At 63.8% G+C, this 21,715-nt stretch carries 20 protein-coding genes and 2 pseudogenes; 11 read left to right on the top strand and 11 right to left on the bottom strand.

Features of this window, described 5'->3' with window-relative positions:
* Nucleotides 1-49: 49 nt before the first annotated feature.
* From AC1C2R_RS15715 to AC1C2R_RS15725, 3 genes are all read right to left on the bottom strand, one after another.
* Nucleotides 50-1,474, bottom strand: a complete 1,425-nt coding sequence (locus tag AC1C2R_RS15715; RefSeq protein ID WP_495380566.1) for a DUF1254 domain-containing protein — start codon at nt 1,472-1,474, stop codon at nt 50-52.
* A gap of 69 nt (nt 1,475-1,543) precedes the next feature.
* Entirely contained in the window at nt 1,544-2,275 is a 732-nt protein-coding gene (locus AC1C2R_RS15720; protein WP_495354161.1) for a ZIP family metal transporter, read from the bottom strand.
* A 36-nt stretch (nt 2,276-2,311) separates the two neighbouring features.
* Nucleotides 2,312-2,716, bottom strand: coding sequence for a hypothetical protein (locus tag AC1C2R_RS15725; RefSeq protein WP_495354160.1), 405 nt, complete (start codon nt 2,714-2,716; stop codon nt 2,312-2,314).
* Nucleotides 2,717-3,104: 388 nt separating this feature from the next.
* Here AC1C2R_RS15725 and AC1C2R_RS15730 point away from each other — a divergent pair, with 388 nt between their 5' ends.
* Both AC1C2R_RS15730 and AC1C2R_RS15735 read left to right on the top strand, forming a co-directional pair.
* On the top strand, nt 3,105-3,362 hold the full coding sequence (locus AC1C2R_RS15730; RefSeq protein ID WP_495354159.1) for a carboxymuconolactone decarboxylase family protein: 258 nt from the start codon (nt 3,105-3,107) through the stop codon (nt 3,360-3,362).
* Nucleotides 3,363-3,416: 54 nt separating this feature from the next.
* Nucleotides 3,417-3,545, top strand: coding sequence for an SDR family oxidoreductase (locus AC1C2R_RS15735; RefSeq protein ID WP_495380567.1), 129 nt, complete (start codon nt 3,417-3,419; stop codon nt 3,543-3,545).
* Between the two features lie 134 nt (nt 3,546-3,679).
* On the opposite strand, the gene AC1C2R_RS15740 is transcribed toward AC1C2R_RS15735, so the two are convergent.
* Nucleotides 3,680-4,294: a TetR family transcriptional regulator gene (locus AC1C2R_RS15740; RefSeq protein WP_495354157.1), complete on the bottom strand. Its 615-nt coding sequence runs from the start codon at nt 4,292-4,294 to the stop codon at nt 3,680-3,682.
* Nucleotides 4,295-4,375: 81 nt separating this feature from the next.
* On the opposite strand from AC1C2R_RS15740, the gene AC1C2R_RS15745 reads away from it, so the two are divergent.
* Complete coding sequence (locus tag AC1C2R_RS15745; RefSeq protein WP_495354156.1) at nt 4,376-5,209, top strand: SDR family NAD(P)-dependent oxidoreductase; 834 nt, start codon at nt 4,376-4,378, stop codon at nt 5,207-5,209.
* A gap of 172 nt (nt 5,210-5,381) precedes the next feature.
* Here AC1C2R_RS15745 and AC1C2R_RS15750 read toward each other — a convergent pair whose 3' ends face one another.
* Entirely contained in the window at nt 5,382-5,879 is a 498-nt protein-coding gene (locus AC1C2R_RS15750) for a TetR/AcrR family transcriptional regulator (protein WP_495380568.1), read from the bottom strand.
* A gap of 135 nt (nt 5,880-6,014) precedes the next feature.
* Here AC1C2R_RS15750 and AC1C2R_RS15755 point away from each other — a divergent pair, with 135 nt between their 5' ends.
* Nucleotides 6,015-6,935 carry a ketopantoate reductase family protein gene (locus AC1C2R_RS15755; RefSeq protein ID WP_495354155.1) on the top strand — a complete coding sequence of 307 codons (921 nt, stop codon included), beginning with the start codon at nt 6,015-6,017 and terminating at the stop codon, nt 6,933-6,935.
* A gap of 108 nt (nt 6,936-7,043) precedes the next feature.
* Here AC1C2R_RS15755 and AC1C2R_RS15760 read toward each other — a convergent pair.
* Nucleotides 7,044-7,217 (bottom strand): annotated as a pseudogene (locus AC1C2R_RS15760) (IS21-like element helper ATPase IstB); the annotation flags it as partial.
* Entirely contained in the window at nt 7,214-8,881 is a 1,668-nt protein-coding gene (gene istA / locus AC1C2R_RS15765) for an IS21 family transposase (protein WP_495380569.1), read from the bottom strand. The pseudogene AC1C2R_RS15760 and the gene istA, both read right to left, overlap by 4 nt.
* 155 nt (nt 8,882-9,036) lie before the next feature.
* On the opposite strand from istA, the pseudogene AC1C2R_RS15770 reads away from it, so the two are divergent.
* The 5 genes and pseudogenes from AC1C2R_RS15770 to AC1C2R_RS15790 form a co-directional block, all read left to right on the top strand.
* Nucleotides 9,037-9,204, top strand: a pseudogene (locus AC1C2R_RS15770) (TnsB C-terminal domain-containing protein); the annotation flags it as partial.
* A gap of 171 nt (nt 9,205-9,375) precedes the next feature.
* A complete protein-coding gene (locus AC1C2R_RS15775; protein ID WP_495380570.1) occupies nt 9,376-9,774 on the top strand; it encodes a Mu transposase C-terminal domain-containing protein in 399 nt (132 codons plus the stop codon).
* Nucleotides 9,774-10,586 carry an AAA family ATPase gene (locus tag AC1C2R_RS15780; protein WP_495380571.1) on the top strand — a complete coding sequence of 271 codons (813 nt, stop codon included), beginning with the start codon at nt 9,774-9,776 and terminating at the stop codon, nt 10,584-10,586. The genes AC1C2R_RS15775 and AC1C2R_RS15780 overlap by 1 nt, the downstream gene beginning before the upstream one ends.
* A 158-nt stretch (nt 10,587-10,744) precedes the next feature.
* Nucleotides 10,745-11,341, top strand: a complete 597-nt coding sequence (locus AC1C2R_RS15785; RefSeq protein WP_495380572.1) for a recombinase family protein — start codon at nt 10,745-10,747, stop codon at nt 11,339-11,341.
* A gap of 7 nt (nt 11,342-11,348) precedes the next feature.
* Entirely contained in the window at nt 11,349-11,690 is a 342-nt protein-coding gene (locus AC1C2R_RS15790; protein WP_495380573.1) for a helix-turn-helix domain-containing protein, read from the top strand.
* On the opposite strand, the gene AC1C2R_RS15795 is transcribed toward AC1C2R_RS15790, so the two are convergent.
* Together AC1C2R_RS15795 and AC1C2R_RS15800 are read right to left on the bottom strand one after the other, a co-directional pair.
* On the bottom strand, nt 11,676-13,919 hold the full coding sequence (locus tag AC1C2R_RS15795) for a winged helix-turn-helix domain-containing protein (RefSeq protein WP_495380574.1): 2,244 nt from the start codon (nt 13,917-13,919) through the stop codon (nt 11,676-11,678). The genes AC1C2R_RS15790 and AC1C2R_RS15795 overlap by 15 nt on opposite strands.
* Before the next feature lie 81 nt (nt 13,920-14,000).
* On the bottom strand, nt 14,001-15,650 hold the full coding sequence (locus AC1C2R_RS15800) for a SulP family inorganic anion transporter (protein ID WP_495380575.1): 1,650 nt from the start codon (nt 15,648-15,650) through the stop codon (nt 14,001-14,003).
* A gap of 187 nt (nt 15,651-15,837) precedes the next feature.
* Between AC1C2R_RS15800 and AC1C2R_RS15805 the strand changes: the two genes are divergently transcribed.
* The gene (locus AC1C2R_RS15805) at nt 15,838-17,679 is read left to right on the top strand and encodes a DUF1254 domain-containing protein (RefSeq protein ID WP_495380576.1); all 1,842 of its coding nucleotides are present in this window, start codon (nt 15,838-15,840) and stop codon (nt 17,677-17,679) included.
* A 30-nt stretch (nt 17,680-17,709) separates the two neighbouring features.
* Nucleotides 17,710-18,897 (top strand): AI-2E family transporter, encoded by a 1,188-nt coding sequence (locus tag AC1C2R_RS15810; RefSeq protein ID WP_495354149.1) that lies wholly within the window; start codon nt 17,710-17,712, stop codon nt 18,895-18,897.
* 264 nt (nt 18,898-19,161) lie between these two features.
* Here AC1C2R_RS15810 and AC1C2R_RS15815 read toward each other — a convergent pair whose 3' ends face one another.
* Together AC1C2R_RS15815 and AC1C2R_RS15820 are read right to left on the bottom strand one after the other, a co-directional pair.
* Complete coding sequence (locus tag AC1C2R_RS15815; protein ID WP_495380577.1) at nt 19,162-19,302, bottom strand: hypothetical protein; 141 nt, start codon at nt 19,300-19,302, stop codon at nt 19,162-19,164.
* Between the two features lie 3 nt (nt 19,303-19,305).
* Nucleotides 19,306-21,660, bottom strand: a complete 2,355-nt coding sequence (locus tag AC1C2R_RS15820; RefSeq protein ID WP_495380578.1) for a sulfatase-like hydrolase/transferase — start codon at nt 21,658-21,660, stop codon at nt 19,306-19,308.
* Nucleotides 21,661-21,715 lie beyond the last annotated feature (55 nt).

The raw sequence follows: 21,715 nt of genomic DNA on the forward strand, positions 1-21,715 counted from the left end.
TTCATGACTCCTTCGCTGAGCTCTTTGGGGAAGTGTCACCGGCGTCCGTTCACAGCGGCTCCACGTCGGGCAGGCTCCACGTGCCATCGAACAACGGTGCGGTCGGGCTGTAGCAGCGGAACATCGGGTAGAACCCATTGCCTGGCACCGTCTCGATCCAGTTGCTCGTGGAATCTCCGCCTTGTTCGGGACCGAAGTAGATGTCGATGGAGCCATCGCTGTTCTTCGCGAGCTCGTCGTATCCGGAGCGGGCCGCATCATTCGCCGGATTCTGCACCATGGAGCGCGTCTCGGTGTCGTAGAGGGTCAGCGACCAGAATGCCGCAGCCGGAGGATTCGCTGGGATATGCAGACGGTAGCCCCGGCCGCCGTCGAAGTGGTTGCCGTCCCGGTCTCTGAATGCCTGAACATAGGTGGCACCGGGGCCGGGCACCATCTTTCCGATGCCCGGCGAGAGGTAGATGGCTCCGTAGGTGTACTGGGTGGTCTCGTCGAGCTGGCTGTAGTACTCGGCCTCGTGGTCGGGGCGGACGAGGATCACCCAGTCCCACTGCGTGTGCGGGAAAGCCGTTGCACCGGTCATTCGGCTGGTGTTCTCGTACATCACGTTGCGCGCCATCGCATCGCCGAGCACTGCGGCCTCCTCGAGGATGGCTGTCTGGCGCGCGTCGGGCTGGAAGGGCACGCCCTTCTCGATGCCGAGCGGCTTGAGCATCGCCATGAAGTAGCGATCGTGCTCCTGCACCGGGTTGTTGTCGATCACCCTGGACAGTCGTGCCCAGAACTCCAGACCGCCCGGGGGAGTCGTGTCTATCTCCTCTCCCGAGATCGAAACGAAGCGATTCGGCGTCGGGTCGTCGCGATCAGTCCACGGGTACACCTTGACGTTCCGGATGCGTTGCACGGCGTCGGGCTTGTCTCCGTCGACGATGATTCCGCGGACGAGCATGTTGTGGTCGTTCATATTTGCTCGCACCGTGTAATACCCGTCGACGGTATAGTCGCCTTCGTCGTCAGGGGGGAGCAGGAGGAATCTGCCTCCGCTGCCGGCATCCGGTCCGGGCAGTCCGACGTCGATGACGGATCGTTGCCAGAAGTCGTCGACCAGACCCACGATGGCGCCCGGCGGGATCTCGATAACGACGGGGCCGTTGGCGAGGTCGAAGTTCACGAACGCATAGATGGTGGTGTCGTTCGCTGTGAGCCAGAGCGACTTCGGGTCGACGAAGTTGTCTGCGATGCCCAGGTCGAGGTAGTCGATGCCGAGGTCGTGCTTCGCGGTGACCCGGATCGACTCGAAGGAGACGGCTGGGTAGGCCCAGAGGTATGCCTGCACCGCGCGTTGGAAGTCCATCTCGTCGAAGAGCCGTTGTGAGGTCTCCGCAGTCGGGTATCCCAACGGGTACTGCAGGGTGCCGATTCGGGACTCGAGGGTCTCTGCGCTCCGTGCGGCGGCACGCTTCGGACTGTCCATGATGATTCTCCTTCTGTTGTCGTTGACTCGGATGGGCATGTGCTTCTTCCGCCGATGAAGACTGCGCTGCTAGGCGATGACGTGGATCGCGTACGCGACGGTGAAGCCCAGGGTGGTGGCTATCCCGGCGAGCTTGCCGCCGTGGTGGAACGCCTCCGGCATCATCGTGTCGGCGAGCATCGTGATGATCGCGCCCGCCGCGAACGACAGTACGAACGCGACGGTGTCGGGAGACGCCTCCTGGAATACGGCGAAGCCGACGAGGGAGGCGAGACCCGAGACGACCGCGATCCCGATCCACATCCAGAGCACGCGGGTCTTCTTCCACCCTCCGGTGAGCAATCCTGTGGAGGAGGCGATGGATTCGGGCAGGTTCGAGATGAATACCGCGGCGAGGTAGGCGACTCCCACTTCGCCGCCCTGGAAGATCGTGAGCCCGATGACCATCGACTCGGGGATGCCGTCGAGCACGCTGCCGAGGACGATCGCGAGGGGCGAGCCATCCTCCTGTTTGCCGTCGAGATCCTTGCGGTGACTGCCGCCCATGTGATCGATGAGCCAATCCCCGCCGAAGAAGACCAGGCAGCCTGCGGCAAGACCGAACGCCACCCACCCTGTGCCGGTCGAGGCTTCAGCGGCCTCCTCGATGAGGTCGAAGGCGACAGCGCTGATGAGCACACCGGCACCGAAAGCCATGATCAGCCCGATCCACTTCAGGGAGATGTGGAACCAGAAGGCGACGAGCGCTCCGATGACGAGGGATGAGGCGGCGATGGCTCCCCATACGAATGACTCGAGCATGACATCCTCCATCCCGACCGCGCGGTCGAACTGATCTCAGACCCTGAAGAACTGCCCGGCTCGGCCGACGTAGAGAAGCACGAGGGCGGTGACGGAAACCGCGATGCTGAGGATCGCGGTCGAGAGGAAGCCGGGGGCGGCCACCGCGAGGAGGACGGCGGCCCCGACGGAGACGAGGAGGAGGATCGTGATGACGACCCGTGCACCATTGCTGCCGCGGAGGAGGCCCGTCGCGATGAAGATGGTCACCGCACCGAGGATGGCCGTGGCGTTGGCGAAGCTGGTCAGCGCCACGCTGCCACCGAACCTGCTCACGAGCTCACTGTTGCCGAGTTGGAACAGGAGGAGGATCCCGGTGACGACGTTGATGGCTCCCGCGATCCACACGGTAACGCTGACCAACGTCACAGCGCCCGGTCGTGCGGAATTGGCTTCGGACATCGGCGGCCTTCCCTCTCGCGGTGGATGTCGGCGAGAGCACAGTAACGCGGCCGGGATACGAGCGCGTCATGTGATCCGCGTGAACTGATGGGTGTCGACGGGTTCGTCGGTATCGAAGCCTCCGAACGCCGGATACGCCTTCACGTTCGTGAGTCGCTCGGCGTCAGGGTGCGAGCGAACGATTCACCTCATCTATGTGATGCGGTGGCGGCGGCGATGTCATCCAATGGTGGTGAGGATCCGGAGTTGTTCCGCCCCGCCGCCCGCCGGACTCGGGGGCCGGAACCACCCGCCCACGGATGATGGGGAGGATGACGTGGCTTCGAACTACACGGAACGGTTGCGTCGATTGGCTATCAACCAAGCCGGCGCTGCAGACGACAGCGCCGTGACCGCTGCGGATACCACGAGTATCGATCCGAAGACTCTCTCGCTGTGCAGGATCGCCGCCCTCGTCGCGATTGGCGCAGCCGCGCCCTCGTTCGGCGAGCAGGCCGATGCAGCAGTGAGTGCGGGGGCGTCGGCTGACGAGATCGTCGACGTGCTCATCGCGGTCAGCTCCGTGGTCGGTGTGCCCCGCGTCGTCGCCGCAGCACCCGAAATCGCCCTGGCCCTCGGCTATGACGTCGAAGACCTGGCGGAATGAGTGGCTGAACAGTGGGTGTAAAACGCAGCGCTTTGGGGCCCGTCACAGATGGGAATGGTCACTGGCCGTTTCATCGAGCCACGAGAGATTGCGACCACGATCGCTTACCTCGTCTCGCCACTCGCGGCTAGCGTCCATGGCGCCAACTGGGTCGTCGATGCCGGGGTCTCGAAGACCATCTAGGCAGGAAGGTTGCCCAGGGCGAATCTCTATGGCCGTCCTCCCACGGGTACGTACGGCTTTAGCAGCGCAAGTATCTTTGCTAGGAGACCCACGAAGAAGACTTGAGCCGAGTCGTGCCGCGGTCCCTTACGTACCTATCCGTGACTGAGAGGGAGGGTGTCCATGGCGATGTCGAGAAGCTCTCCAAGCGGGCGCGTGTGATCGTCGCTCTCCCACGAGCTGATCGCGGCATCGACGCAGCCGAGCGCAGAAGCAATGAGCGCGGCCGGACGCGGGTCGGAGGCGTCGGAGGGGTCCGTTCCGAGGCGGCGCGCCAGTTCTGGTTTCAGGATCTCGTGCCAACTGGCGTTCTTTTCGCCGTGCTTCGCTGCCAGCGCAGGGGTGGTCGTGATCAGTCGCGCCAAGCGCCGCGCTGAGTCCGGATTTGCTGCGTAGCGCTGGATCAGCACATCCAACGATCGCCGGAGTGCAAGCCACGGTGCTTCATCATCTGGGCGGGATCTCAGCGCGTGTAGAAGTTCAACTGGAGAGTCTGCGACTTCGGAAAGCAGCGCGTCGTCCTTCGACGAGAAGTAGCGGAAGAAGGTGCTGCGAGAGATGCCCGCTACGGCGCAGATGTCATCGACAGTCGTCGCTTCATAGCCCTTCGCTTCGAACAGGTCGAAAGCCATGGCGGAAACCTGAGCCGTCATTGCCTGCCGGGCCATGACACGCGCTCCACCTCGTCGAGGAGCAATTTGATCGACCATGCCCACAATGCTACATCCATTCTCAAATGGGATGGTGTGTCATAATTGGGTCACTGTTTTGCTTAGGAAGGAAGTCTCATCGTGTCCGTTCACAAGGTCATCGTTATTACTGGGTCCAGCGACGGAATTGGTGCTGCCGCTGCGCGCCAACTCCACAAGAATGGACACCATGTAGTTGTTGTTGGTCGTTCCGCAAAGAAGACGCGCGCCGTCGCCTCTGAGCTTGGCGCCGATCACTTCATCGTTGATTTCGCCCGCCTGGACGACGTACGCAAGCTCGCCGCCGATCTCGAAACCGCCTACCCGCGGATTGATGTCCTGGCCAACAACGCCGGCGGTGTGTTCGGGGACCCGACGAAGACTATCGACGGGTTTGAAAAGACTTTTCAAATCAACCACCTCGCCCCGTTCCTGCTCACCAGCTTGCTGATGGACAAACTCATCGCCTCACAAGCAACCGTCATTCAGACGAGTACGCTTCACGGAGGTCTGGGTAAGGCGATCGATATCGACGACCTCAATATGGATCGCAACTTCGAAGCTGTCCGCGCCTATGGACAGGCGAAGCTCGAGAACACCCTTTTCACCAAAGAGTTGCACCGTCGATTCCACAGCCGGGGTTTATCGGCAGCTGCGTTCTACCCAGGAAATATTGCAACCAACTTTGCGTCAGAGACGACTAGTCGGCTGATGAAGACCATCGTGACCAACCCTGTGACCCGGAAGCTGCTGCTCACCACACCGGAGAACGGCGCCGACCAGCTCGCCTGGCTCGCCGAGGGCACCCCGGGTGAAACATGGGTATCGGGGGAGTATTACGCGAAACGCACAGCAGGAAAAAAGCTGAACCCGCTCGCCCTTGACGCTGACCTCGCACGCGACCTTTGGGACCGCTCCGAGCAGCTCCTGAAGTGACCCGCGTGCTTTATCTGCGACTGGCGGCGTCTCGAAATAGTAGAGCTTTCCGAGACAAGGAACCTCCTCCGAAGCGTCGCGTTGTGGAGCTGACCGATATTTGGCCGCGTTCTGTGATCGCTATTTGGCGTGAATTGTGGCGAGAACGCGGGCTGCCGCTTGGAGGAGCGAGTTACCGGGACGTTTTTAGCCCGGCGATCAGTATCTCCGCTACCGCGCGCGATTCTGATGCCCACATGGGGCGGTCTGCTGCGGAACCGATGCCGTGAAGCACAACCATCACGGCGCCCGGCTCAATGTCGGCGCGGACTGTCCCTTCGACGGCCGCGCGAGTCATGAGGTCGGAAACCGTGTGTTCGAGTTCGGTTCCGCCCTCGATTTGGGTCGCAGGGTCGACGACAGCTGCAAGAGTTCGCGCGAGGCCTGCGTGCTCGACGACATACTCTACGAAACCGCGCAAGAATGCTTCGAGGTTCTCGCCAGGCGAGCGCGTCGAGTCGTGTGCTTGGTCGCGGAGCGCGGCCATCTCACCCCCATAGACCGCGGCCGGTAGCGATTCCCTTGTGGGAAAGTGCCGATACAGAGTGCCGATGCCCACGCCGGCACGTGCCGCGAAATCGTCGAAGCGTATGTGTTCGTCGCGATCAAACGCCGATCGTGCGGCCGCCACGATTGCTTCCCTATTTCGGCGGGCATCTGCCCTTGGCACTCTTGGCACGTCCACGATCTTCCTACTTTGACAAACGGAGATTGTCTCCATATTCTGATAAACGGAGATGGACTCCACCTTATTCGAAGGAATAGCATGCGTATTTTGATGTTCGGGCGCGGAACGATAGCGACGATCTACGGGCGAGTACTTCAATCCGCCGGGCACGAGGTCGAGTTCTACGTCCGTCCAGGTCGCTCCATCGACTACAGCGGCGACGTCAGGATGGACCTCATCGACGCGCGTCGCAAGGCGCGTGGCCAGCGAGTGCAGGAATCGTTCCAGACGGCAGTGCGAGAATCGATCTCCCCGGAGGATGGATTCGATCTCATCGTGCTGAGCGTAGGCCATCACCGTCTCGCTGAAGCCGTGGAGTTCCTGGCTCCTCGAATCGGTAGGGCGACTGTGTTGGTATTCGGCAACATTTGGGAAGAGCCACTAGCCGCCATCGCGCCTCTTCCTGCCGATCAAGTCATCTTTGGATTGCCGATGGCCGGCGGCGGGTACGGAGTAGACGGCATACTCCACGGCGCGTTGTTCAGATCCGTCACCATCGGTATGACCTCCATGCCGCTGAGCACGCGCGAACTCGATGTCCGCGCCGCATTCCAACAAGCAGGGCTCGACATCAACGAGGAAAAGGACATGAGGGGGCGGCTGTGGCTTCACTTCATCTCCGACGCGGGCATGTTCGCCCAAGCGATCCAGACAGGCTCAATGGCCGCAATGATCGGAAATGGTCTGGCGTTCAGAAAAGCATTTTTGAGGACTCGAGAACTACTCCCCGTCCTTGAGGCAAGAGGTATTGACCTCCGCCAGCACCGCGCAGCTCTCATGCCATACCGCTTTCCTCGCCTCATCGGCACAACTGCGGCATGGGCAACGACTAAGTTCCCGATCGCACGCGTGAGCCTCGCGGCGCACACTGATCCGCACGCGACCGAACCGCGCGCCGTCCTCAACGACACGTTACGCACAGCCCGCAACCTCAAAATGCCCACGCCCCGATTTCAATAAAGACTGGATCGTGGTCGCTGTCTGGACGTTTGAGGGCCCGCTATAGACATGTATGAGCACCTAGGCACGAAGAGAATTGGATGGGTCTGCCCCGTCTCGAAAACCTAATCCTTGGTAGGACAGCTGCTCGCGTTCAGCGGCTCGGGTGGCTTCGTCCATCACCGCGCGCATTGTGGGAAGACGTAGCCGACGGCAGGCTTGATCGACGGCCGCGGCTGCTGCTTCTTCGGTCATCCCGCGTTGGCGGCGCAAGGTGCTGGTGATCTTGGTTGGCGTGCTCATCTTCCCGTGGTTCCTTCTTTCTCATCGGTGATTTCTGCCGGGACTGGTCTTCGGTTGAGGAGTTCGTCGTAGTGCGCGACGGACGGCAGTGGGCGCCGGTCAGGGGGCAGCCCCGCGATCACCGCTGCTGGGTCCGCGAGACGTCGTTGCGTGAGGCTGACAACTCGCTGCTCATGCTTCGGGGTTTGTTCAACGGGATGACGGTTCAACACAGACCCACCCGCGTGTAGGCGGGCTTCGACTGCGACGACGTCCGCGGTCACGGCGCCGACGGTCAGGGCAGCTCTGATCCCTGCGGTCACGTCTACGGTACGCATCGTGCGGTGCAGCAGTAATACGTCGATGAGTGCGCGGGTGCCGGCAGAGTCGCCGTCGACTTTGCGGGCTTCCTGCCAGAACGCATCATGCGCGTTCGTGAAGATGCCTTGCTCGCGGGCCTTGGCCAATGCCGATGATCCTGGGAGCGCGCCGGGCTTGTGCCGCAGCACCTCGAGGTAGTGGTCGAGGAGGATCGATTCGCCGCCGCGGGCTACGACCCGCTGATGCCGGGCGACCTCGGTGTGCCCGTCGAACACGACGAGTTCAGACGCGCGGAGTGACACGCGCACTTGCCGGCCGATCAGCCGGGCCGGGACTGAATACTTCGCCATCCGGACTGTGACCAAGCTCGACCGGTCAACGCGGGGATGCAACTGCAGGCCTGGATCGAATCGCTCGAACGGCAGCGCCGCCAACAACGGTTGCTCTTCCGTGAAGTCTTCACCAACAGTCCGGATACGTGTGTTGATGCGCCGGCCGTTGTCGCGGTCGTCCCAGCCGCGGATCTGTTCGTTCAGCTGTGCGAGCGAGTCGACCTCGGGCATCGGTGACAGCCAGGTTCGGCGGAACCGGCCGACCTCGCCCTCGACGCCGCCCTTCTCGTGCGCACCCTCGATGCCGGGCTGGCAGTAGAACGCGTCGAACCCGTAGTGGGATCGGAACAGCACCCACCGGTCGTTCTCGACACGGCTTCGCCCTTTCCCGTAGAGGACCGATTGCACGGCGGCGGTCAGGTTGTCGTACTTGATATGCCGGGTCGGGATGCCGCCGATCTCTTCGAATGCGTCGATGTGGCCCTCGAGGAACGCCTCTTGCGACTGCGTCGAGTAGACCCGGTGCACGGCCTTGCCCGAGTGCGAGAGTCGGAACACGAACATGTGGCACTTCGTCTTCACCCCGGCCAGGATCACCCACACCTCACCGAAGTCGACCTCCGCCTCTTGCCCCGGCGAATGTTCCTGAGGGACGAATACCTCAACCCGGCGTCCGCCCTCGACATCGATCTCGGCGCGACGAACACGAACGTAGTCCCGCACGGTCGGATACGACAGCTCAGTCGCCCCGTGCTCATCAGCCAGACGGGCGAGGATCCGCGTCGCGGTGTGTCGCTGCTCGCGCGGTGCATCCAGATCCTGCGTCAGCATCGCGTCGATGAACAGCTTGAACGGGCCCAACTTCGGCGACACCCGAACCGGAGTCTTCCGCGGCGGCGGCTCGGCCTGCGCCAGCGCCAGCCGCACCGTGTCTCGGCCGACCTGGTACTTCCGCGCCAATGCACGGATGCCCAGCGACTCGGCCCGAGCATCTCGTCGGATGCGTGCGAATAGGTCCACGCGACTTCCCATCTGACCACCTCAGTTCCACGCCCCCGAAATGAGAGCACGACAACCGTCGAGGGTGGTCCTGAATCAAACCGTCACAACACACCGGTAATCAGAGAGATGGTCCTGAATCAGGCCGTCATCCCGGTCCTGAATCAAGCTGTCATAGTCAGTGCGGCATCCCGGACATCTTGCACGTCGATCACGGCTCCGACTTCATTAGCCACCACCTCGAGCGAACCGCTGTCGCCTTGCACGTCAGAATCATCCACTCGACTGTCGGCCGACCCCAGGGCCGCGGGAAGATCGAACGGTTCTTCGGCACCGTCAACACCGAACTCCTAGCCACGCTCCCGGGTCACCTCGGACCCGGCAGCCGGACACCAACGCCCGCCCTCGACCTCGCCAGCCTCGATCGTGCGATCGGCGAGTTCGTCGGCACCTACAACGACCGGACCCACAGCGAGCTGGGGATCTCACCCCGTGACGCGTGGGTAGCGGACGGGTGGCTTCCGCGAATGCCCGACAGCCTTCAAGAGCTCGACGGGCTTCTCCTTACTGTTCCGAAGAACCGGGTCGTTCAACGCGACGGCATCCACTTCCAAGGCCAGCGCTACCTCGCCCCAACCCTCGCCCCGTTCGTCGGTCACACCATCACCATCCGGTACGACCCGCGCGATATTTCCGAGATCCGCGTCTACGACCGAGACACCTTCATCTGCACCGCCATCGACGAAGCCCACCCCAACCTTCGCCTCAGCCTCCGCGACATAGACACCGCCCGCCGGACCCGCCGCAAGCAGCTACGTCGCGCGATCAACGATCGCATCCCGACCGTTGCCACCCGCGAGAAACCTCGCACCCCCGAACCCACAAAGCGGCGGCCGAAGCTGCGTACTTATGAAGAGGACGAGTGATGAACCAGGCATTCATCGTCACCAAAGAACACCGACGCTTCACCGAGTTCGCTAACGCCGTCCGCAAAGAAAAGACCATCGGGATCTGCCACGGTGCCGCCGGCGTCGGGAAAACCAACTCCGCCCGCCGCTACGCGAACTGGGATGCCCTCGAGCCGTACATCAACGAGTGGGGACCCCGCGGTGATCACGACGCGAAGCACTACGCCCTGGCGAGCCGATCCCGCACCGTCTTCTACACACCCGAAGTCCTCTGCCGACCGAAAGACCTCATGCACGGCATCGACCACTGGCAGGTGAAAGTCGGGATCTGCGCCGACGAGCACCTCCGCTCCCTCATACCCGAGCCGGAAATAGTCAGGCAGAACGACGTCACCCGCCTCGTCGAACTCCTCATCATCGACGAAGCCGAACGGCTCACCCCCACCGCCCTGGAACTGCTCCGGGACCAGCACGACCGCACCCATCTCGCGATGATCCTGATCGGCATGCCCGGCATCGACGAACGCTTCCGCCACTACCCCCAGCTCTACAGCCGCCTCGGATTCTCACACCACTACCGCGCCCTCGGCCGCGAAGAGCTCCTCTTCGTCCTCGACCGTCACTGGAAACGCCTGGGCAGAATCCTCGACCCGGAGGACTTCACCGACGCGCAAGCCATTGCCGCCATCGAACGCATCACCCGCGGCAACTTCCGCCTGCTCGAACGACTCTTCCCTCAGATCAATCGCGTTCTCAAGATCAACCAACTCGACACCATCACTGACGACGTCATCGAAGCCGCCGCAAGCATCCTCGTCATCGGCAATTAACGACACAAAGCGATCACAGAATGCCGCCAAAGAACGGCGAACTCCACAGTCGCGTTGAAGTGGCGGGTTCCGCGGCGCGATCTGTCTTGGAAATACGTCTCACCGTAAAGTGTCTTTGCGCCACCCGTTCTAGCAGTTTCTGCGGCACGAATGATCTCGTGAGACATCTCGGTTATACGCGGGTCAGTACTAGAAGCCAGGACGCGAAGTTGCAGGTCGACGCCCTGGTCAAATCCGGCGTCCAGGAGCGTGACATCTTCGCCGACGTCACCTCCGGCAGCCGGACCGCGATCTCACGCCCCGGAATGAAGAAGCTCCTCGAGTACGCCCAGCCCGGTGACACCGTCGTAGTGTGGCGGGTCGATCGCCTTGGGCGATCCTTGATCGATGTGCTGAACACGGTGAAGCTGCTCCGGGAGCGGGATGTGCAGGTGCAGAGCATCTCTGATGGCATCGACCCGTCGACGACCTCGGGTCGGCTGATGCTGAACATGCTCGCCACCTTGGCTGAGTACGAGCGCGAGCCGATTACCGAGCGGGTGAACGCCGGGATCACGGCCGCCCGGGAGGGTGGCACCAAGTTCGGCCGGCCTCTGTCGGATCCCGTCGTCGTTGCCGACAAGCTCAAGCTCGTCACGGAAGCGAGGGCGAAGGGCCGCACCGCCGAGGACGCCGCGAAACTCGTCGGCTGGAGCCGCGCCACTCTTTACCGGCATCAGCAGGCCCTCGCGGCGCGGGAGAGCACCACCGTGTAGGTGACTCGTGGACGCGGCGGGGCGGTGGCGTGTTCTTCGGCTTCATGTCGAAGACCAGATCCCGCTCGCAGTCCTCGCTCGGGAGACCGGGATCTCGGCCCGGACCTTGCAACGCTGGCATCAGCTCTACCGAATAGGCGGCGTCGCAGCCCTCGACTCTCATGCGCGCGCAGACAAAGGTGTGGGAACACAAATGAATGTGAACCGTGATCGGGCGCCTCTGGAGCCGCTCGGGCGACTACACCGCAGGCCATCCATCGATGTGCGCTACCCGCGGCCGGAACTGAAGCGGTCCGGAGTTGCCCGCCACCGGGATGCGCTGTCGCACTTTGGGCTACGCGCCGAGTAGGCCGATCGCCAGGGCTCTGTTCACGGCGTTGTTTCGCGATGACACGCCCAGCTTGCGGTAGATGGAACCCACTTCCGTGCTCACGGTATTGCGGGAGATGAACAGGCGCGCTCCGATCTCGGGGATCGTGAGATGCGTCTGCAGGTACGGGAGCAGCCGCAGCTCGGCAGGAGTCAAAGGCGCCGTTCCGGCTGACTCCGCAGCGCCCGAATCGATGATGGCCCGAAAATCGGACACATCCTCGACGAGGGCCCCGAGCGCCGGGCGACGAACCAGAAGATCGTCGGCCTCGCGCATCAGGTGACGAGCCGCCGCGTGATCGCCCATGGCGAAGGACGTCTTCGCCAGACACAGGCGCACGCGGACGGCCAGGGTAGGGAGGGCTGAGGTGCAGAACTGGCGAGCGCGCATCGCTCGAGTGAGCTCCGTCGTTGCTGTTGTCGGGTCGCCGCGGTGAAGGGCGAGCCGGGCCGCCGCAGCGAACGCCACTACCGATATGGAGTAGTCGTCGAGGCGGTGGTTCGCGATCGATGCGAGGGCCGCGCCGACGAGTTGGACGGCTTCCACCCACCGGCCACGATCCATGGCGATCATCGCGCGTTCGGAATCAGCGAGCACTTGGACGTCATTGTTGCCGGTGGCTCTGCTCAGCTCAGATGCCTCGGAGAACATCAGCTCCGCGGCGTCCACGTCTCCGTTGAGGAAGTGCATCTCAGCTGCGATGTAAACCGCTTGGTCACGCCAAATGCTCGAAGGCGGCTCCTGCGCTAGGGCGAAAGTGGCGTGGGCGGTGGCCTGATCCGGCCCGTTTGCGCACATCATTGCCAGGAGCATCGCCCGGGCAGACGCGAATGATGCTGTGCCGTCGACTGGCGGCAGGTCGAACGAAGCCTCCTCGACGAGGTTCGCCCACTTCTCCGATTCTCGGGCGTGCCCCGACATCACCGCGATCCACCCGGCCAGGACCGCCAGCGGAGGGTAGTCGGCAACCGCGTTCTCGCCGAGCACGTCGACCCAACGTCGAACGGTCGCCATCTGGCCTGCCTGATAGATCGTCAGGGCGTTCTCGGCGACGAGGCGCACGCAGCGGTCACGTTCGGGAGTGGCAAGGAGATGTTCGATCGCCATGGCCGGCGATCCGTGGGATTCGTACCAGTCCGCTGCGCGAGTATGGAGGGGTGTGATCAGCTCTGGTTCCGCCTGCCGTAGTTCGGCTTCCAGGAACTCGCGGAAGAGTGGATGGTAGCGGTACCACCCGCGGCGACGATCGAGGGGGATCAGGAACACATTGGAGACTTCGAGTTCCCGCAACTGCCCTTGAGAACCGGTTGCATCGAGCACGGAGTCGCAGAGGTCTGCGCAGAACTGGTCGAGGACCGCGGTGCGCCGGAGGAAGCACTGCAATCGACTCGGCAGTCCGGCCAATGATTCCCGGTACAGGTAGTCGGCGACGTATCTGTCGTCGCCGGTGAGGAGGATCGTCTGGTCGGCGGTGTCGTGCGCGATAACGGCCGCAAGGTAGAGGCCGACCGGCCAGCCTTCCGTAGATCGGGTGACGGCCTCAGCATCATCGATCGTCAGGGCGACATCGGCTTCGGCGAAGATGTGTTGCGCTGCGGCGGCATCCAACGCCAAGTCGTTGACGCCGAACTCGATCGTTTCGCCGGAGGCGCGGAGCCGCGGGACGTGCGGTTGCTCGATGCGGCTGGCCACCACTATCTGGGACCCCTGGGGGATCCCGGTGATGACGACGCTCAGCACGTCATGACACGCCGGCGAACTGAGTTCGTGGAGGTCGTCGAGCATGAGCACGAACGGAGTCGTACTCGCGCGGAGGGCCGCGGCCAGCCGCGGTGCCGCGCGGCCGAGGGCCGACGTGGCATGACCGCGCATGTCGGTGATAAGAGACGGGTCGGCCCCTGTGCCACGCACGAATGCAGATGCCAGCAACGAGAGCAGGATCGCGGGGTCGTCGTCATAGTGGTCGAGCGTCGACCAGACGACGGCCCGTTGCTCGAGTGCGGCCCATTCCGCGAGGAGAGTCGACTTCCCATAGCCGGAGGGTGCGCTGATCGCGACGACCCGGCGGCCGCTGTTGCGCCCCGACGCGATGAGATCGACACGGCTAACGAGGCCGTCTCGAGGGAGCGGAATCGCCAGTTTGGTTTCCAGCAACAGCTGATCGAGTTCGACTGCCCCCGCAGCTGCGATCCGAGCGGTGTCGGTCACGTTCGAATCGTAGAACTGCCGCCGCTCCAGTGCAACCAGTGCCGCAGGACGTGACGATCCTCGGCCGCGAGCACGGAACCGTCAGCGACGGCGCAGAGCCGCGATCGCCGCCCGATTGGTATCGAAGACCTTCTCTGCGGTCAGGATGCCGAGGCGAACGAGCCGGGCACGAGCGTCCGGACGCACCCGGCTGAAACTCAGCTCGACCCTGTTCGCGTGAAGCCACTCCTTGAGCGACTCGAAGCTCTCGGCCCCGGTGACATCGACATCGTCGACGGCGACGAGATCCACGACGAGATGATCGACGGCGCCAGCGCCCCCTGGAACCGCCACCACTGCTCTCTTGACCGCGTCATCGAAGACGGCGCCATTGGCGAAGAACAACGGAGCCGCCATGCGCACGACGATCGTTCCCGGGGCGCTGAAAGTTCCCACCGGCGCTGCCGATACGAGCGACTCGAGTGGGTCGTCATCCGCCGCCAGGATGTCGATGCTTGGCCTCGACGCGCGCCTGACGATATTGATGAGTGCGAGCACGAACGAGACGATGATGCCGGGAATCGCACCTACGAACACGGTGACGAGGAAGCAGGCGGCGCCGATCGTGAACTCGAATCGGTCGAGTCTCCAGAGCTGCGCAAACTCCCTGATGCCGAGCAATGGTACGACCGCGACGGCGACGATGGCCCCGATCGCGGGTGACGGGATCTCCTCGAGCAATGCTGTACCGAAGATGAGCAGCAAGAAAGTACCCACCGCGGTTATGAGGGAGGGGAGTTGGGTCTTCGACCCCAGCTGGTCCATCGCGGCCGTACGCGACGTCGATGAGCCGATGGCGAATCCGCCGGTCGCTCCGGCTGCGATGTTACCCAGCCCGAAAGCGAGCAAGTCATGGTTCGGCTTCGTCGCGTAGCCGTTCTTCTCCCCGTAGGCCCGGGAGACCAGCAGTCCCTCTGCGGTCGTGACCATGGTGAGGGCGATCGCCGAGGGGATGAGGAGCAGCCAGGTCGCCCAGTCGATGACCGGCCATGTGAGTGTCGGCGGCCCAGCCTCCACCGTGCCGAGCACGTCGACGCCTGCATTGTCCAGATCGGCCGTCACGACGAGGATCGTGGCGAAGATGAGGACGATGAGCGCCCACGGGACCGCGCGGGCGAGTCGCCGTCCGATCAGCAGCACGGCGAGGGCAGCCACGGAGATCGCAATCGACCAGGCATTCATCGTCCCCAGCCCGCCGACCAGATCACCGACCTTCTCGACGAACTCCCCACCCGAATCGATCTTCACGCCGAGCATCTTCGCGACCTGGCTCACCAGGATGTCGAGCGCCAGGCCGCCGACGAACCCGACGAGGATCGGCTTCGAGAGGAAGTTGGCGAGGAAACCGAGTTTGAAGAATGCCATCAGTGCGAACATCACGCCGCAGAGGATGGCTTGGGCCAACGCCAGCGTCACGTAATCGGCGCTCCCGGCAACCGCGAGTCCCCCGATCGATGACGCGACGAGGGCAGCAGCCGCAGCATCGGGAGACGCGACTACCTGACGCGAGGAGACGACCAGGGCATAGACGACGGCCGGGACGACGAGCGCGTACAGGCCTGCCGTCGGAGGGAGACCGGCGATCTGCGCGTATCCGATGTTGAGCGGGACGGCGATCGCGAGCAGCGTGACGCCGGCCACCGCCTCGCGCATGAAGTTCCGGCCGGTCAACCCGGCGAGGGGTCTGTCCATGGTTTGTTCCTTTCGGCCGCACAGGAGCGCCCCGCCGCCGCGCGTCACTGCCGTGCGAGCTTCCGGCCGGTGAGGCCGGCTCGATCTCGCTGGGCCGTCAGGTCTTGTCGAAGAACGACTGCAGCGGGTTGTACAGCCGGAGGATGACGAAGTAGCCCTTATCCGGCACTGTCTGCGATCCGTTCGTGTGAGTTCAGTTGTCATTCGGAAGCAGCGTCGCTGCAGGCCCTATTGCAGCCTGGAACCACGGCGCATCGCATCATGGAGATCGCGTGAAACCATCCGCGAAGCGGTGGCGCAACGAACCAGTAGAAGTCACGCCGGTGGGCGAACCCGAGGTGGCCGCCCACTACGGCCGCGTGAGCGCCGCGGACAGGTTCATGTGATCTGCGTGATGACCTATCACTCCCCGACTGATTTTCTTGGCGGGTACGCAGGAACTGACCTGGAGGAGACCGCGATGTCCGCGACCGAAACACCCAGAACATCCGTACCCGATGTGGTGGCCACGCCGTCGCGCGTGAAGACGGGGATCGGGACGTTGGAGTTCACCGACGGCTACCCGACGAAACAGACGGCGGCGACGTTGCGCGACCACCTCGACTACCTGCATGGCGTCGAATCGTTCATGAACTCGGTCCAAGGTGTGTCGCTCGTTGCTCTTCGTCAGGGTTTCCACGACGCAGGGATCGAGGACGGCGACATCCTGCTCTACTCGAAGCTGATGGACTCGAGATCGTTGTTCCTCACGGGCAACGCGGACACCGTCTACTTCTGGGGGTTCCTCGATCTCTCGCGCGGGCCGGTCGTGATCGAGACCCCCTCGGACACGCTCGGCGTCGTCGACGACATGTGGTTCCGATGGATCACCGACTTCGGGCTTCCCGGCCCCGATCGTGGCGAAGGCGGGACGTACCTCCTCGTGCCGCCCGGATACGACGGACCACTGCCGGAAGGCGGCGCCTACGTGCGCCATTCCCGCACCAACCGGGTGATATTCCTCGGGCGAGCCTTCATCAACGAGTACCCGGGCAACGACCCTGCTCCCGCCGCCGCCCGCATCCGCGAGCAGCTGAAGGTCTACCCGTACGCGCCGGGCGGTGTCGGAAGCAGCATTGGAGCGTACCTAACCGGGAAGGGCCCGCTGGGCCAGCTCACGGCGTCGAAGAGCCCTCGTTTCATGGAAGGCAGCGGGCTCGCCATGAACACGCTCCCGCCCACCGACTTCGGCCACTTCGAGATGCTGGACGCGCTCGTTCAACTCGAGCCGGCCGAGGCGCTCGATCCCGACGTGGCCGGCGATTTCGCCGCCATCGGGATCATCAAGGACGGAAAGTTCGCGCCCGATGACCGGCTGCGCGCGATTCTGGACGACGCCGCATCAGTCGGAAACGCCGCCTCGCGTACGTTGGGGATGGGTGCCCACCCGTCGGACGACTTCCGCTACTACGACGACTCCGCGTGGTGGAACATGCTGTTCGACGGCGGCTTCGAGTTCATCACCCCGCCGCCCCGCATCACCGCCGAAGGGATCGAGCCTTACCCGAACGGAAATGCCCGTAAGCTCCACGCTCGCACGTCGTTCTTCTACACCGCAACGGGCGTCACCCCGGCGATGTGCATGCGGTTGACCAATGCCGGTTCGCAGTACCTCGTGGCCAATGTCGACCAGAACGGCGCCGCCTTCGACGGCTCTAAGACCTATCGGGTGCGATTGCCGAAGGACATCCCCGCCGCCCGGTTCTGGTCGCTGAACGCCTACGACAACCAGACCCGCTCGCTGCTGCAAACGGATCAGATCTACCCGCGAGCCGGCAGCCAGGAATACCCCTCGCCGGCGGCGCAGGCCGAGTCCGATGGCTCCACGGTGGTCTACTTCGCCCCGACCCAGCCCGATGGCATCCCGCGCTCGAACTGGATCCAGACCGATCCCGAGCGCGGGTGGTTCGTACTGCTGCGCCTCTACAGCCCGCTGCAGCCGTTCTTCGACCAGACGTGGAGGCCTGGGGAGTTCGAGCTGGTGCGCTAGTTGACGTGCAATCGGACATCGGAGGAACCGGTGCGCTGGAACAAGAAGACGGTCGAGCCCAAGGCCGTGGCTGACGTGGCCGCGGTGAACGCAGGCTCGGGAAACCATCGCAACGCCTTCATTCTGATCGGGCTCGGGGGAGCGGTCCTCGTCGGGTTCGGAATTGCCGGACTCGGGTCGATCATCGCCCCGGTGTTCCTCGCGGTGGTGCTGACGATCTGCATGCATCCCCTCCGGATCTGGCTGGAACGACACCGCATCCCGCGCGGAATCGCCACCGGGGCCGTCGTGTTGGCGGTGATCCTGTTGCTGCTCGGGTTCGGATACGCCGTCCTCGTCGCCTTCGGCCAGTTCAGCGCGCTGCTCCCGGAATTCGCGGACCAGATCACTGCATTCGGCCAGGATGTCGTCGCCTGGTTGAACTCACTCGGCATCTCGTCGAGGGAACTCAGTGCTCTCGCCGCCGATTTCGACCCGTCCAAGCTGGTCGCATTCGTCGAAGGCCTGATCGGTGGATTGGCCGGCATCGGCTCGGCCCTCGTCATCCTCCTCACCGTCGCGCTGCTGATGGGCATGGATGCCGGCTACATGCCCGCCGTACTTGCCCAGACCGGCACGACCCACCCGCTGCTGGTCACCGGCCTGTCGAACTACGCCGCCAACGTACGCCGCTACATGGTCTGGACCACTCTGCTCGGCCTTCTGCAGGGCGTCATCGACTTCATCGCCCTGGTCCTGCTCGGCGTTCCCGGAGCATTCATCTGGGGATTGCTGGCATTCCTCTGCAGCTTCATCCCGAACGTCGGTTACTTCCTCGCGCTCGTCCCGCCGATCGTCTTCGGCGCGCTCGTCGGCGGCTGGCCCACGGTGATCGCGGTGATCGTCGTCTACGGCGTCATCAACGCGATCGTGCAATCGGTCATCCAGCCGCGGGTGATCGGCAACGCCGTCTCACTCAGTCAGACCATCACCTTCTTCTCCGTGCTCTTCTGGGCCGTCATCCTCGGGCCGATCGGTGCCATCCTGGCCATTCCGCTGACGCTCCTCGTTCGCCTGATGCTCGTTGACACGTACCCGCCAGCCAGCTGGGTCCGACCATTGCTCGGCGACCTCACTGGCACCAGAGACCTCATCGCCGAGGAGGATGCGGAGATCAAAGGCGCCAGGAAGGCTCGCACGATAACCACGACGTCACCCGGAACGGTTACTCCATCGTGACCGATCCTGATCCGCGGGCACTACCGCCGGTGCGGCGGCGTCGCCTCATCGCGTTGGGACTGCTCCGTGCCCTCGGCTCGACAGTCGTGCTCGTCGCGCTCTACTTCCTGCTGCCATTCGACCTCAACACCGCTGCGCCCGTGATCACGCTCGTCCTCGCGCTGCTGGTACTGGTCGGCGTGTCGGCAAGCGACGGATCGGCTGCGGCGGCCGCCGCCCACTGTTGTACGAGGAAGTGCCGCTGGGTGGGCATCGGCTTCTCGGTCAGAGCGTGCCGTCGTTGTCGAATGCGGCGACACGCTCTTCCACAGGAACCGTATCCGGCCCATCACCGCTCACCCGCTCGACGAAGTCCAGAATCATCGAGCGAGTGGCGGTGTCGCGCCAGGAGGGCAGGTCGGCCATGGCCTACTGCTTCAGCATCGCAACGTGCATCTTGTGCTCGTCGCCGATGAGGTGGGAGTGATCGTCGTCGCCCAAGTCGATCTGTACCCAGTCGAGAGTCCCGGTGAACTCGTTGCCCTTCGCTGTGTAGTCGGTCGAGACCGGTGAAGCGAGGTCGACTCCGACATCCGTCGTCTCATCGAAGGTGAACTGGAACGGGATGGTCTTCTCCACCCGGCCCACCCCGATCTGGTCGCCGTCGGCGAACAGCGTGACGGTACCACCCTTGGCGACTCCACCGCCGTCATAGGCGAAATGCGCCTTCAGCTCGGTGGTGCCCCCGGGCACGGAGGTGCCAGACCGCACTATGTCCAGCTGGATGCCGAGCAGGTTGTAGGCGAACGCCAACCTGCCGTCGACCCCGTAGAACGACCAGCCACCGTAGGCGCCGCCCTGAGCGATCACCACACCATTGGCGCCGTCGTCGGGCACTTCGACCTTCGCCGTTACCGTGAACGACTTGTTCTTGATGTTGATCGACGAGTTCTCGCTGAGTCGGCGCATGCCGCGGTAGAGCTTCTGGCTCTGTGCGGTGATGAGCGCGGGTCGCCCTGCGAGGTCAGGGTTGAAGCGCTCCGCCGTGCGGATGTCCATGGGCAGCACGTTGAAGCGCGCAGCCTGGATGAGGAACAGCTGCTGGAGGTGAGCGAGCCTCTCGGGTTCCTGCGCCGCCAGGTCGTTGGACTGCGTCCAGTCCTCCTCGACGTTGTAGAGCTCCCATACGTCTTCGTCGAGTCCATGGCTAGAGCCCAGCCAGGGATCCTTGTGCTTGGCTACAGCCGTCCAGCCCTTGTGGAAGATGGCGCGGTTGCCGACCATCTCGAAGTACTGGGTGGTGTGACGCTCGTCGGCGTCGGGATCCGCGAAAGTGTAGTTCATCGACGTGCCCTCGTAGGGACGCTGCGTCACGCCGTTCACCGTCGACGGCTGGGGAATACCTGCCGCTTCGAGCACGGTCGGCGCCACGTCGATGACGTGGCTGAACTGGTTCCGGATGCCGCCCTGCTCCACGCCGCCGTTCGGCCAGCTCATGATCGTGCCGTTGCGCGTCCCACCCCAGTGCGACGCGACCTGCTTGGTCCACTGGTACGGGGTGTCCATGGCGTGCGCCCAGCCCACCGCATAGTGGTTGTACGAGTGCGGAGTGCCGATGTCGTCGATGTGCGCGGCGACGTACTCCTCGCTCTCGATGTCGTTCATGTGGTTGATCGTGAAGCCCTCGTTGGTGGTGCCGTGCATCGAGCCCTCGGCTGATGCGCCGTTGTCGCCGATGATCACGTAGACGAGGGTGTCGTCGAGAATGCCGAGCTCCTCGTAGGCGTCGAGCAGCTTGCCGACGTAGTGGTCGGCGTAGGCGAGGAAGCCGGCGTAGACCTCCATCTGGCGGGCCAGGGCCGGCTTGATGACATCGCTCATCTCGTCCCACGACGGGATGCCAGGGCTGCGCTCGGTTAACACGGCATCGGCGGGGATGACGCCGAGCTCGAGCTGACGGGCGAAGGTCTCCTTACGCACGTCGTCCCAGCCCTGGTCGAACTGGCCCTTGTACTTGTCGGCCCACTCCGTCGGCACGTGGTGGGGAGCATGCGTGGCACCGGGTGCGAAGTAGGTGAAGAAGGGCTTGTCGGGGGCGAGCGACTTCTGCTGGCGGGTCCAGTCGATCGCCTTCTCCGTCATGTCTGCCATGAAGTGGTAGCCCTCTTCGGGCGCTCCCCACGGCTCGATCGGCGAGGTGTTCTCGTAGATGGCGGGATACCACTGGTTGGTCTCGCCACCGAGGAAGCCGTAGAAGTACTCGAAGCCGTTGCCGGGAGACGGCCAGTGGTCGAACGGGCCGGTCGCGCTCGCCTCCCACACGGGAACCTCGTGGCACTTCCCGAACTGGCTGGTGTTGTAGCCGTTGAGCTTGAGTGTTTCGGCGAGAGGGGCGCAGTTGTTGGGGCGCACGCTGCTGTATCCGGGGGCACTGGTCGCGATCTCGGTGATGCCGCCCATGCCCACGGTGTGATGGTTGCGACCGGAGAGCAGGGCTGCACGGGTGGGAGAGCACAACGCCGTGGTGTGGAAGCGGGTGTACTTGAGCCCGGATGCCGCCACGCGCTCGAAGTTCGGCGTCTGCACCGGCCCGCCGAAGGCGCTCGAGGCGCCGAAGCCCGTGTCGTCGATGAGCACGACGAGCACGTTCGGCGCTCCGGCGGGCGGGCGGATCGGCTGAATCGGCGGGTAGTGCGTATCGGGATCCGTCGCGTCATAGGTGACAGTCCCGGTGTACTCCAGGTCAGGGATCGGAAGGGCTGAGCGCTGCGTACCGTCGGTCATGCGTGATGCTCCGTCGTCTCTCTCACGCCGCCACCCCCTGTGACCGCGATGTGAT

This window comes from Agromyces sp. Y182 (genome assembly GCF_059445385.1).